Below are 11,713 nucleotides of genomic sequence, written 5' to 3'. Positions count from 1 at the left end.
GACCGGTGGTCTTTCTGGCCTCTGCCGCGTCTGACTTCGTCAACGGTGAAATCCTTGTCGTCGACGGGGGCTGGATGGGGCGTTAGCACCGTCAAAATACACGGCATTTAATCTGACTGAGCATGCTACCAAGGGGCCTACTTGGCTTAGACTTGGAGGAAGAATTTCCTTCGTTGTTCTGACAGAGGGCCTGTTCGAACAAGTTTGGCCTGACCATCGAAACAATAAATACGCGCAAAACGCTAAGATGTTGAACTCAATGGGAGGCGAGTCTCAACAATTCCATCCCATTATTTACGCATTCCGACAGATGTGTCGGATCACTTAATTGCTGGAACTGTGGTCCCAACAAAATCAGTTACTTAGGGTTTTGAGTTTCTGAGACTCTAGAATTCATGGTTTTCTAGCTACCCCAACGCTTCTCGTAGGGCACCTTTGATGCAAGAACTAAGATCCGAGCTCGAGCCGGAGCAGAACAATGAACTTGATCGGCTGTTGCTACGGTTCCCGGCAAAGTGGTTTTGAAAACAGGGTGGAATTCAGACATACGCCGCCTGCGCTAACCACGCGAACTGTCGCGTCAAATGCCGACGTTCATATCACTAGGAGCGTTCGCCTAAGCTAAATCGCCAATTCCAACGAAAGCACCATCTAAAACTTGCGAAAAAACCAGCCAAACCATCAAAATTTAGTCGCCCGCTCGGTAGAGAATTGTGCCTCTCTGGTTGATCAGGCGCACTTCTCCAGTGGAAGGGTGGAAATAAGCTTCAACACGTTTGCCATCTGGCATGCTTCCATAAACTTCCCAACAACCACCATCCTGTTTCATGCGGTTCACGGTCCAACCGTCCGCAGTGATCTTCTCGGTCAGTTGCTCTTTAGTCAGCCAGTTTTCAGCTTCCACCGGCTCACACTGATACATGCCAGTAGCCTGAACCGTTGTCGGAAGTGCAATCGATATGGCCAGAATCCACGTCTTCATTTGCTGTCCTTTCGTTAAGCAGCGCGTGCGCGTCTGCGACTGAGGTTTTTCCAGATTCTGAACGCTTCGAGTCCAGCCAAGGGCACAAAGTGCACAAGTGCAGGTCCAAGGTTGTTGTGGACGAAAACCCAGTGCAGCAGCGTCGCAACTGCTGCCACATAGACCCAGCGTTGGAGCGATTTCCAAGCCGGGCCTAACCTTCGGACGGACCAGTCATTGGAGGTCACCGCAAGTGGTATAAATACGAAGAAAGCGAGCCAGCCGGTCCAAATCCCCAGAGCCAATGCCTCTCCAAGAATGGCCCGAACACTACCCATATCAAACAGATAGAGAACGGTATGGAACGCCGCATAGGCAAACGCACCCACTCCAAAATACCGGCGTCGTTTCATCATCCATTTCCAGAATCTAGAGGCCGGAAACAGCATACGCATCGGCGTGAGTATCATTGCGACAATCAGAAAACGGGCTGAGAATTCACCAGTCGGATGCAGGAGCAGCTCGGTAACAGGTTCACCTTCTCTTCCAGGTTGACCAGATATCAGGGCAAGAACCATCGGAACTGAAGGCAGCGCGATAAGACCCCAAACAAAGTAACGAGAGTTTAATACTTGCCTAAGCACTGAGAACCTCATTGTTGGAGCGTCCACGTTCTAGTTTGAACCTGTCAATAACAGTGTTCCGTCGAAAATTCGCGCGGCTAGTTTCTTCACTTCAGATTGAAGGGACAGAGGGTCAATTCAGTTTGATGATAAGCCCAGGCCCGTCACAAACTCGTATGATGCCTGGACCAGATCAAAAACCACTTCCAATTCGTCCGTGTTCATCGGCGTGAAGATCATGACAAAGCCGCCCCAACCTGGTCTTTGATCTGCCCAGGGATGGCTGACGGCCCATCCTTTTTCGGCTGCCATCTTAGCGAGCGCCGGTGACAGGGACGCATGAAGGCTGCCGTCGGGATGTATGTGGGCAAACTCGCGACCGCCGACGATGACGTCCGGTCGGGCCAGCTTTGTATCTTCAGTGATCCAAAAGCCCAACGCTCCTGGCAAGGACACGACCGTTTGCCTGATCTCAACACCGGGCAATTCCAACACCTTTCCTAGGAGGGCTTCGGATAACTCGGGGACTGGCTTTACGCCAATCTGAACATGCGGGACGCCGTCCGTTGTCCGCGGAATTGGTGTCTCACGCATTGGCAAGTTCGTGATGTCGGCCAGTGCGTGGGAAGCCCCGAAGGTGCAAACAAAGGAAGCTGTCCAAATCAGGCGGTGAACTTCCATGATCCAATCTCCTTTTGACAAGCTTTATCCATGATAGGCTTGGCTGACCGCGAAACTGTCTTCGAACCAATGCCACAAGACGACTTGCCCGTCGCGAACCTTGGCGCGAAGCGCGAAGGAAAACTCGCCGATGTCCTTGCCGGACTTTGTCGTTTTCCCGTTCATCTTACCGAAAACCGCGACAGTGTCGCCGGACGCGAAAGCGTCGGTATTTTCCCACATTGTGGTTTCAAAGTTTGACGAGAATACACTGAGAAACTCAAAAATCGCCTCTTTTCCCTCGGCGCCGCCTACCCAAGGCAATGTAGTGTCACCTTCGTTGTGCCATACCATGTCATCTGCCATAAGGTTGGCCATGCTCTCCATGTCGCCGCTACCCATAGCGCCCATGAATGCCATCACGGTATCAAAACTTGACTGCGTGTCCGCATCACCATCAGCGGCAGTCACCTGATTGCCCAGGGTGGTTGCCAAAGCAGAGAGCCCCAGAACCTTCAAAGCATTTCTACGTTCCATGTCCATTTTCCTTTCAAGACGTCCTGTCCAATTGCTCAGAACCGGAGCTCAATTGATTGTCAGACTATCGACCCGCGAGTTGCTGCAGCGCACCCGCCCAGTCTTCGACGTGGTAAGAGCGAATGATCTTGCCGTCGTTCAATTCGTGGATATCGATTGTCATGATGTCGAAGCTCCGGCCCTCACCGTCGACACCAAACATTGGTCCAACAGGCGTACCGGTGGCGCGGCTGCGGACGGTCACGAAATCCCCGGCCTGATGCATGGCTTGTACAGACCATTCAAGATCCGGAATCAGTTTCCCGAAACCTCCGATTTGGCTTAGGAAGGCTTCGCTGGACTTGCTGGACCCTGAATAGTCGCCGATGCTTTCCCAATTTTCAGAGACTGACGCCTCAAAGGCTGCCACGTGATCTTGTGACGTTGGATTGCTAAGCAAATCATAGAATTTTTGCACGGTCGCGGTGTCGTCCGCCATTGCTCCACCTGCAACTGAAACGAATGCGGCCGAAAGCGCTAGGTTTTTGATCGTCATGTGATGCTCCAATTTAAGGATGAGGGGTGAATTCACTCGTGGTGTCGGGCTGCGTTCCCGCGGTGTGGATCCATTCCAATTCCGGGTTTTCACGGAATGCGAAACGTTCGAGATGATTGGTGACTACTTGAACCACCCGTTCTAGGTTCGCCTGAGAACTTGCGCTGACCAACACGTGCAGACCCGAAGCATCTTGGTTGAGGTCACATCGACCAAATGGGAATTTCACCCAGCCGGTATCCTCGTCGCAACATGCTTCAACCTTACGACCGAAATGGTGACACAAGGCCGCCATATACCGCCCGCCCCGTTGAGTAATAAATGTCGCGTGCAGTTGCATCGGTTTGCTCCGTCTGACTTGCACACAAAATATTTTCGCCGCACTGTTATGAAAATTGTCTAAACTCCGATAAGATAGTTCTGTTTAGCCGAACAATGATTGAGCATCTTAGACATATGGCTATCTTCGCCCGCGTCGTGGATGAGGGCTCGTTTCGCGCGGCAGCAAAAAGTATTGGCCTGGCGCCGTCACGCATCAGCGAAACGGTAACGGAACTTGAGAACTTTCTGGGTGCTACTTTACTCTATCGCACAACACGCAAGATAGCGCTGACCAATGAAGGCCGAGTGTTCTATGCCCGTGTGGTCGACATGATACGAAGCGCTGAAACCGGTTTGAATGAGTTGAACGCGCTGTCGCTTGAGCCTGTTGGCGCGCTTCGAGTTTCTGTACCGGCCTTCATGTCGTCGTCAGAGCTTTTGACCACCATGGGTGAATTTGCAAGACAGTACCCGCATGTGGCGTTGTCTCTGTCGTTTACCGATCATCCTGTAGATCTGATCGATGACGGGTTTGACCTGAATATTCGGGTAGGTTGGCTTGATGACAGCTCGATGATGTCTCGAAAACTGGGTGAAATTGACCGAGCTCTTGTTGCTGGCGCTGAATATGCTGCGTCTCGACCTGAGCCAAAGCAACCCAATGATTTAGAGGACTGGGATTGGATCAGCTATGCCCAGCGGTCTGACACCATCGAGTTTATCGCTCGAAACGGAAGGATCGCGAAGGTGGCAGGTAACCCTCAGATCCAGGTCGATAACGTTGATGCGTTACACCATCTAACACAACAGAACCTTGGTGTTACTGTGTTGCCTCAATATCTGGCCGAACGTGGCTTGAGATCGGGAAACTTTGCACGACTTCTGCCCGATTGGAGGCTGCGCCCACTCGGGATTTATGCGGTGTGGCCAGATCAGTCACGGCGCGAGAATCTGACCGTGCACTTTGTGCGTTTTCTGGCAGAGAACCACCAATATTGAGATCGTTGCGGAACCGAGCAACCCTACTGCTTCCAAACCCGGCTGGCATAAAAACTGATCTCCAAGCAATATTGGTGGTTCCCCTTCTACTCAAGAGCTTGCAATTGAATCCCTATGCCCCACAGATTCTCGACGGACCAGGACTGCTTCTTCGAGATACCCGCACCTAGGGGCGTCCAGATTTTGTATATGGTCCAAGAGCAGGTTTGCCAGTTTGGAACCAGACTTTCGGTAGTCGACCGAATAACTCGTCAATCCAGGGGAGATGCAATCGATCAAAGTGTGATTTCCGAATCCAATTACCGAGACTTGATCACCAACTGGAATCCCGAGTTCTCGGCACGCCGCATACACCCCGAAGGCAACCGTATCACTTGCACACAGAAAAGCGGTTGGGGGGTTGCTTGACGACAGCAGGACTTGAGCAAATTGTTTAGCATCTTGCACGCTTGAACTGCCGTTACTCTGAAAGCCTGGTACTACGGTCAAATCAGATTGGCTCATCGACCGATGGAAGCCATGCAACCAATGATCGGGTTTGATATTGTTTTTATTGAGCTCTACAAACGCAATTCTGGTATGTCCGCTGTCTTTAAGAATGGACAAAGAGTTTGCGATACAACCATCGATATCGACATCGCAATACAGGCTGTCTAAGCCGTCAACATGGCCATAGGTGACAAAAGGCACCCCAAATTCAGTTAACATCTCAATGCGCGAATCGTTAGTCGCCGGAGCGGGTATGATGCAACCATCGACGCGTTTTTCTTGAATGATTAGGCGCTGAATTTCTGAGAGACTATCAAGACCGTTCGTCGAACAAACAGTCAACGTCCAATCGTTTGACAGGAGCTCATTGCTAATCCCTTCAATCAATTCGAGCGTTGCTAGTGCATTAGCTTCCTCATACCACTGCGGCAAAATAATGGCTGCAGACTGGCTCGTACCTGTCTTAATGGATCTGGCGATTGCTGACGGATGGTAACCAAGTTTTTTCGCAGCATCTTGTACTCTTTGCTTTGTTTCCTTTGATATGTCGGAATAGCCGGAAAGTGCTCGTGAGACGGTGCTCTTGGAAAGTCCAGTATGTTCGGACAGGTCTGCAATGGTTGTTACCCTTTGGCCAACCTTCCTTGAGTGCTTTTTCTTGTTTCCATCTGACATAAGGCTGTTCGATAACTACAGGGAAAACGATGTCGATATGCCAGGGTGCAACGCAACGCAAACTAATCCTTCGTTCCACGCGCTGTACGAGTATCGACCTGCTGCTGTAACAGTCTGAGCTGAAACGTTTTTAAGGGTTGGGCACGACTCCTGAAGTTTCTCGCACTTTCAGCGTTGCGGAGTATTCGAGATGCCGAACGGGGAGATTTGGTGTACGCATTCGGTCCAGCAGGATCTCGGCCAAGCGCGTGCCTAGCATTTTGGGATTGATCGCCATGGTAGTAAGGCCAGGGGTAGAGATACTGGCATCCTCGATGTCATCGAAGCCCACGACCGAAAACTCCTGTCCTGGCGTTAATCCGGACCGGATCAATCCCAAGCAAGCTCCAAGTGCGGCAACATCACCATTGCAGACGATGCTTGTCACCTCGGGGTGCTGCTTGCGGAGTGCAGCGATTGCGTCAAAACCGGCGCGCTTGTTCTCCTCACAAGGCCAAACAATTGGCTGAACGCCATCCAGCTGCTTAAGTGCGTCTAGGTATCCCGATATACGCTCTTCACGTACTGATGTTTGCTCGGTACCGCCAAAATAGGCAATGTGCCTGTGCCCTAAGTCGATCAAATGCTGGGTGGCTTGACTCAGAGCTTCGGTGTTCAGAACGCCGACGTAGTCAAGAGACTTTGATACCTTTCGCATGAAGGTGACCGTGGGTACGCTATGAGCCTTTATAAGCTCTAATGATTCTTCGTTTGTGTCGATCGCCGGAACCCATATCAATCCACCTCGACCGAATCTGATACACGCTTCCATAAGACGAGCCTGGCGTTGAAGTTCGTCTTGCGCATCGAGAATCGAAACCATGAAACCTTCAGTTTCAAGAAGGTCTACAGCGCTGCTGACTACTTCAGAATTAAACGGGTTTGCCAGGGTGTTAAGCATAAACCCTATTTCGCGATTTTCACCTGACCGCATGGTGGCCGCCGCATGGTTTGGAACGTAGCGCAGTCGCTTCGCTGCGCTCAGGACTTTCTGGCGTGTCTTCTCTGAAATCCGACCGGTGTCGCGCATCACCTGACTGACGGTGGGAACCGATACGCCCGCTTCTTTGGCAACGCTGGATAGGGTGGGCTTTTTCATCGTGGCAGCAGTTTCTAGATATAACGTTCTTTTAAAATTGCAGGAGGCTAAAAAAATATCAAGTAAATTAAAACGAATACGAAATGATCTCAGACTTGACTCGTGATATAACGTTGTATCATAGTGCCTCCATTCGCCATAGGCTAATCCAAGTTCGTCGGCGAGGGAGGGAGGTTGCCAGTTTTCGGTCAACCTCAGGCATAACGGAGGAAAACATGTCTATTCATTCGAAACTGGCGGGTGCCGTATCCGGTGTTGCCATGCTTGTTGGTGCCGCTGCCGCACAAGCGGAAACTCTGTTCTGGTCGACGCAGGCCCGACCTGCTGAAGAAGCGCAGGCGATGCGGACCGAGGTCCTCGGCGGTTTTGATGGCGAAGTTGATTACCAGCCGAACGAAGATGGGCCGTGGTTGACCCGTCTGCAAGCCGAGTTGCAAGCTGGTTCGGGCAGCATTGATTTGCTGGGGTCCTTGCATGGCAACTTCTCAGCGATGAACCCCGAAGACCTGATGGATCTCGGCGATCTGGGCGTCACGTCGGCCTCAGACACTTTTAACGACCTGGCCAAGCTTGGAACCGACAGCCTTCACTACATGCCCTGGATGCAAGCGAGCTATATCATGGCCGCGAACACCGAAGCGCTGCAGTACTTGCCTGACGGTGCTGACATTAATGCGTTGACCTATGACCAATTGATTGCCTGGGCGGCCAATGTTGAAGAAGCGACCGGCCAAAAAAAATTCGGCTTTCCTGCGGGTCCCAAGGGGCTGAAGCACCGGTTCTTCCAGGGCTACCTCTATCCGTCCTACACAGATGGTGTTGTGCGTACTTTTGCGTCGCCGGAGGCCGTGACGGCGTGGGAGAAATTCAAAGAACTGTGGAGCCACACAAACCCTGCATCGACCAACTTTTCTTTCATGCAGGAACAGCTGTTGAATGGCGATGCCTGGATCGTTTTTGATCACACCTCACGTCTGGCGCAAGCCTTCAACGAGCGCCCTGACGACTTCGTTGCCTTCCCGGCACCTGCGGGTCCGACTGGTCGCGGTTTCATGCCTGTTCTGGCAGGTGTTGCCATCCCGCGTACCGCGCCAGATGCCGAAAGCGCGAAAGCTCTGGTAACTTTTCTGATGCAGCCTGAGACGCAGATCGCAACCCTAAAGGCAACCAACTTCTTCCCCGTGGTTGATGTTGAACTGCCAGACGATCTGCCGCCTTCGGTCAAGGCAGCAGGCGAAGCAGTTGCAACAATGAGCGGTTCAGCAGACGCCAATCCTGGACTGCTGCCTGCAGGTTTGGGCAGCATGGGTGGTGATTTCAACCGTGTCTATGTGGACACGTTCGAGCGCATTGTTTTGGCGGGGCAACCCATCGAACAGGTTCTGGAAGATCAAAAGAAACAGCTTGAAAAGATCATGAACGAAACTGGCGCTCCCTGCTGGGCCCCTGATGCGCCTTCAGACGGCCCATGTCCCGTCGAATAAATCCAAACAAATAGCTGGGCCGTTTTGACGGCGGCCCATTTCCCAGCATTTTCCCAATTCTAAGGAGCGGTCCGATGGAAGCGCGGCTATTGCCATACTTTCTGATCCTCCCGGTGACCCTGTTTCTCTGTCTATTTTTCCTCTACCCGTTTGTGCTGGTTGCGCAGGAGGCGTTTGGAACTGAGAACGGTTTTTCACTGGATAACTTTCGTGAGGTTGTGAGCTACTGGAAGTTCCCGATTTCGATGAAGAATACATTCCTTCTGGCCGCCGCTGTCGTGCCAATCCAGCTGGCACTGTCCCTTCTGATGGCCACGATGGTTACAAAGATGCAAAAGGGCCGCGATCTGGTCCTGTACATTTGGACCATACCGCTTGGCATCTCTGACCTTGCCGCCGGTATCATCTGGTTGGCGATCTTCGAGCAATCGGGTTTCCTGAACTCGATGATGGTGGGACTTGGTGTCACGGACCAACCTGTGAGCTTGCTTAGCTATCAATCCCCGTGGATCGTCTTCCTAGCGATCATGCTGGCTGAGATTTGGCGCGCGACCGCGATCATGCTTGTGATCCTGGTGGCGGGCATCGGTTTGATCCCGAAAGAATATTATGAGGCCGCCGATGTGTTTGGAGCCTCCCGGTGGAAGCAATTCACACGGATCACCCTGCCAATGTTGCGTCCTTCGCTGCAAACAGCATTGATCCTGCGCGTCATTCTGGCTTTTGAAGTCTTTGCAGTGGTCGCAGCGCTCGGTGGCACGCTCTTCCCGGTGCTCATGGGCGAAATCTATGCCTACCAATTTGACCTGCAAAATGGCGGTGGAGCAGCTGCACTGGCGATCATCGTTCTGATCATCTCGATCGTCTTTACTCTGCTCATCATGCGCGCACTACGTGTCCCGAAAGGAGCAACGATATGACCGCTGTAGCTGATGTTGTAGCCCCTGACGCCCGCAAGGCGGGCAGGGGGATCTACCGGGCCGGAGTGATCTTGTTGTGTGCCTGGGTGATCGTACCGCTCTACCTATTGTTCGTGAACACGATGTCTTCACCGGAAACGGTGAACAGCTTCCCGAAAAGCTTCATTCCGGAGTTCAATATGGGATCCATAAACTTCTTCATGGGGTTCCAGGGGATGCTGATGGCTTTGTGGAACTCGGTGGTGGTTGCAGTGCTGACGATGGTGATGTCAATCACCATCGGAGCGCCGGCTGGCTACGCCCTCTCTCGGTTTGAGTTTCGCGGGAAAGAGCTGTTCCGGCTGCTGATCTTGCTGACGCGGGCTTTCCCGCTTCCGCTTCTGGCGCTTCCGCTTGCGGTTCTCTTTATCCGCACCGGGCTGGATGACACAGCCTTTGGCCTGTCTCTTGTGCACACGACCCTGGCGATTCCGTTCGCGGTGCTGATCACCTTCTCGCTTTTCTCGGGCATTCCGTTGGAGCTGGAGGAAGCTGCCTGGACATTGGGCTGCACGCGTTTGACCGCATTTACCAAGGTGATCCTGCCTTTGGTGCTGCCAGGTATCACGGCCTCGGCGATCTTTGCCTTCGTGATTTCTTGGAACGAAGTATTCGCGGCCGCCGTGCTGACCATCGAGAACCGGACGCTTCCCGCGTTCCTATTGCAGACATTGGGGGAAGCTCCGTTGCACCTGAAATTCGCAGGCGGCTTCATCCTCGTGGTGCCTGCGCTGATCTTCATCTTCGCTGTGCGCAAATATCTCTTTGCCATGTGGGGCATCGCCAACCGCTGAGCGGTGGCTGAAAGGAAACTGTTATGGCTGAAATTCAGATCAAGAACGTCGCCAAGAGCTTTGGGTCTTACCAAGCTCTTCACGACATCAACCTGACCATCGCAGACCAGGAATTTATGGTTCTTCTTGGGGCCTCGGGCTGTGGTAAGTCTACTCTTTTGCGTATCATCGCCGGACTTGAGACAGCTACTACCGGTGAAGTTTGGATTGGAGGGCGTCGTGTGGATCACCTATCGCCCAAGGATCGCGGCATTTCGATGGTGTTCCAGAATTATGCGGTCTTTCCACACCTGACGGTGTTCGAGAACATTGGCTTTGGTCTGCGGATGCAGAAACTGCCTGATGACGAGGTCAAGCGCCGGGTCGAGCGTACCGCTGGTTTGATGCATATCGAGCAGCTCTTAAAGCGCTATTCGGGCGAGCTGTCAGGCGGACAACGTCAGCGTGTGGCGGTTGCCCGGGCGTTGGCAATGGAACCTGATGTGATCCTGATGGACGAACCGCTTTCGAACCTCGACGCACTGTTGCGGATGGAAATGCGGGCTGAGCTAAAAGGTGTTTTGGCCGAAAGCAAAACCACCGCCATCTACGTGACACACGATCAGGTCGAAGCCATGTCAATGGCTGACCGGATAAGCGTTATGCATCAGGGCAAAATCGTTCAGGCAGCCTCGCCTATCGAGGTGTATAGGGATCCAGCGGCCGAGTTTGTGGCCAGTTTTATCGGCAATCCACCGATGAATTTCCTCCCCGCTGAAGCTGCGGGCTCTGGTCGCTGGACAGTGGCGGGACAGAGCTTTGATGGACCGGCAAGTGGCAAAAATCTGAAGTGGGCCATTCGCCCGGAAGATCTGCGCATCACGGATGCAGGCTTTGCAGCACGCGCCAAGGTTGTTGAGCCCTTGGGCGCACATCTGCTGGTAACCTGTGATGTCGACGGGCACCAGTTCCGCGCTGTTCTGGACAGTGAGCTTAGCGTGAAGCCCGGCGATGTACTTACGCTGGCGCCCCAAGAGGGCAGGGGGCGTTGGTTTGACCCAGAAACCACTTTGGCCGTCGCCTAAAGGAGAAGCACAATGAGCCAAGCGCTGATTGATCAGGCCCGCAAAGTCATGGACGGAAATGACCGGGGCAGCTACACCGTGCCCACCCATGGTCTCTACCCCTTCCAGTGGAATTGGGACAGCGCTCTATCTGCGCTTGGCTTTTCACACTACGATATTGATCGGGCATGGGTCGAAATCGAGACCTTAATGGCTCATCAATGGGCCGACGGTATGGTGCCCCATATCATTTTCCATGAACCTGATGATGGGTATTTCCCTGGCCCCGACGTTTGGGGAACAAACCGAGACGTACCCACGACAGGTATTACGCAGCCAGCCGTCGCTGGCTTTGCCTTGCGCAAGATTTTTGATCGCTCGGAAGACAAAGTTCTAGCGCATAGGCGGCTTGCTAATCTACTGCCCAAGATTCATGCCTGGCATAAATGGTTTTACGAGCATCGTGATCCCGAAGCCTCTGGTCTCGTTGCGATC

General features: G+C 52.8%; 14 protein-coding genes. 6 read left to right on the top strand and 8 right to left on the bottom strand.

Annotated elements, in window-relative coordinates:
- Nucleotides 1-688: 688 nt before the first annotated feature.
- From ACR0JF_RS22980 to ACR0JF_RS22955, 6 genes are all read right to left on the bottom strand, one after another.
- Nucleotides 689-982, bottom strand: a complete 294-nt coding sequence (locus ACR0JF_RS22980; protein ID WP_170663350.1) for a PepSY domain-containing protein — start codon at nt 980-982, stop codon at nt 689-691.
- A 14-nt stretch (nt 983-996) separates the two neighbouring features.
- Nucleotides 997-1,617 carry a ferric reductase-like transmembrane domain-containing protein gene (locus ACR0JF_RS22975; protein ID WP_170663352.1) on the bottom strand — a complete coding sequence of 207 codons (621 nt, stop codon included), beginning with the start codon at nt 1,615-1,617 and terminating at the stop codon, nt 997-999.
- Nucleotides 1,618-1,722: 105 nt separating this feature from the next.
- Complete coding sequence (locus ACR0JF_RS22970) at nt 1,723-2,265, bottom strand: luciferase domain-containing protein (protein ID WP_170663354.1); 543 nt, start codon at nt 2,263-2,265, stop codon at nt 1,723-1,725.
- Nucleotides 2,266-2,289: 24 nt separating this feature from the next.
- A complete protein-coding gene (locus tag ACR0JF_RS22965; protein ID WP_425085869.1) occupies nt 2,290-2,781 on the bottom strand; it encodes a nuclear transport factor 2 family protein in 492 nt (163 codons plus the stop codon).
- A gap of 64 nt (nt 2,782-2,845) precedes the next feature.
- Complete coding sequence (locus ACR0JF_RS22960) at nt 2,846-3,316, bottom strand: ester cyclase (protein WP_170663356.1); 471 nt, start codon at nt 3,314-3,316, stop codon at nt 2,846-2,848.
- A gap of 13 nt (nt 3,317-3,329) precedes the next feature.
- On the bottom strand, nt 3,330-3,656 hold the full coding sequence (locus ACR0JF_RS22955) for a DUF2218 domain-containing protein (RefSeq protein WP_170556216.1): 327 nt from the start codon (nt 3,654-3,656) through the stop codon (nt 3,330-3,332).
- A 116-nt stretch (nt 3,657-3,772) separates the two neighbouring features.
- Here ACR0JF_RS22955 and ACR0JF_RS22950 point away from each other — a divergent pair, with 116 nt between their 5' ends.
- Nucleotides 3,773-4,636 (top strand): LysR family transcriptional regulator, encoded by an 864-nt coding sequence (locus ACR0JF_RS22950; RefSeq protein ID WP_425085867.1) that lies wholly within the window; start codon nt 3,773-3,775, stop codon nt 4,634-4,636.
- 90 nt (nt 4,637-4,726) lie between these two features.
- On the opposite strand, the gene ACR0JF_RS22945 is transcribed toward ACR0JF_RS22950, so the two are convergent.
- A complete protein-coding gene (locus ACR0JF_RS22945; RefSeq protein WP_170663358.1) occupies nt 4,727-5,800 on the bottom strand; it encodes a LacI family DNA-binding transcriptional regulator in 1,074 nt (357 codons plus the stop codon).
- Nucleotides 5,801-5,930: 130 nt separating this feature from the next.
- A complete protein-coding gene (locus ACR0JF_RS22940) occupies nt 5,931-7,130 on the bottom strand; it encodes a LacI family DNA-binding transcriptional regulator (protein ID WP_425085866.1) in 1,200 nt (399 codons plus the stop codon).
- 23 nt (nt 7,131-7,153) lie between these two features.
- On the opposite strand from ACR0JF_RS22940, the gene ACR0JF_RS22935 reads away from it, so the two are divergent.
- The 5 genes from ACR0JF_RS22935 to ACR0JF_RS22915 form a co-directional block, all read left to right on the top strand.
- Nucleotides 7,154-8,422, top strand: a complete 1,269-nt coding sequence (locus tag ACR0JF_RS22935) for an ABC transporter substrate-binding protein (RefSeq protein WP_170556213.1) — start codon at nt 7,154-7,156, stop codon at nt 8,420-8,422.
- Nucleotides 8,423-8,496: 74 nt separating this feature from the next.
- A complete protein-coding gene (locus ACR0JF_RS22930; RefSeq protein ID WP_170556212.1) occupies nt 8,497-9,342 on the top strand; it encodes a carbohydrate ABC transporter permease in 846 nt (281 codons plus the stop codon).
- Nucleotides 9,339-10,175, top strand: a complete 837-nt coding sequence (locus tag ACR0JF_RS22925; protein ID WP_170336599.1) for a carbohydrate ABC transporter permease — start codon at nt 9,339-9,341, stop codon at nt 10,173-10,175. Before ACR0JF_RS22930 ends, ACR0JF_RS22925 begins: the two co-directional genes overlap by 4 nt.
- A gap of 23 nt (nt 10,176-10,198) precedes the next feature.
- Complete coding sequence (locus ACR0JF_RS22920; RefSeq protein WP_170556211.1) at nt 10,199-11,239, top strand: ABC transporter ATP-binding protein; 1,041 nt, start codon at nt 10,199-10,201, stop codon at nt 11,237-11,239.
- A 12-nt stretch (nt 11,240-11,251) separates the two neighbouring features.
- A partial coding sequence (locus tag ACR0JF_RS22915; RefSeq protein WP_480670054.1) for an MGH1-like glycoside hydrolase domain-containing protein occupies nt 11,252-11,713 on the top strand: 462 nt, incomplete at its 3' end.

The sequence above is a fragment of the Ruegeria sp. BG11 genome (assembly GCF_056538565.1).
This window is presented reverse-complemented; position numbering and strand designations above follow the sequence as displayed.

Coding starts and splice junctions, on each gene's coding strand:
- ACR0JF_RS22960 (WP_170663356.1), bottom strand. CDS start 3,316: ATGACGATCAAAAACCTAGCGCTTTCGGCCGCATTCGTTTCAGTTGCA.
- ACR0JF_RS22975 (WP_170663352.1), bottom strand. CDS start 1,617: ATGAGGTTCTCAGTGCTTAGGCAAGTATTAAACTCTCGTTACTTTGTT.
- ACR0JF_RS22950 (WP_425085867.1), top strand. CDS start 3,773: ATGGCTATCTTCGCCCGCGTCGTGGATGAGGGCTCGTTTCGCGCGGCA.
- ACR0JF_RS22925 (WP_170336599.1), top strand. CDS start 9,339: ATGACCGCTGTAGCTGATGTTGTAGCCCCTGACGCCCGCAAGGCGGGC.
- ACR0JF_RS22955 (WP_170556216.1), bottom strand. CDS start 3,656: ATGCAACTGCACGCGACATTTATTACTCAACGGGGCGGGCGGTATATG.
- ACR0JF_RS22970 (WP_170663354.1), bottom strand. CDS start 2,265: ATGGAAGTTCACCGCCTGATTTGGACAGCTTCCTTTGTTTGCACCTTC.
- ACR0JF_RS22930 (WP_170556212.1), top strand. CDS start 8,497: ATGGAAGCGCGGCTATTGCCATACTTTCTGATCCTCCCGGTGACCCTG.
- ACR0JF_RS22980 (WP_170663350.1), bottom strand. CDS start 982: ATGAAGACGTGGATTCTGGCCATATCGATTGCACTTCCGACAACGGTT.
- ACR0JF_RS22945 (WP_170663358.1), bottom strand. CDS start 5,800: ATGTCAGATGGAAACAAGAAAAAGCACTCAAGGAAGGTTGGCCAAAGG.
- ACR0JF_RS22920 (WP_170556211.1), top strand. CDS start 10,199: ATGGCTGAAATTCAGATCAAGAACGTCGCCAAGAGCTTTGGGTCTTAC.
- ACR0JF_RS22935 (WP_170556213.1), top strand. CDS start 7,154: ATGTCTATTCATTCGAAACTGGCGGGTGCCGTATCCGGTGTTGCCATG.
- ACR0JF_RS22965 (WP_425085869.1), bottom strand. CDS start 2,781: ATGGAACGTAGAAATGCTTTGAAGGTTCTGGGGCTCTCTGCTTTGGCA.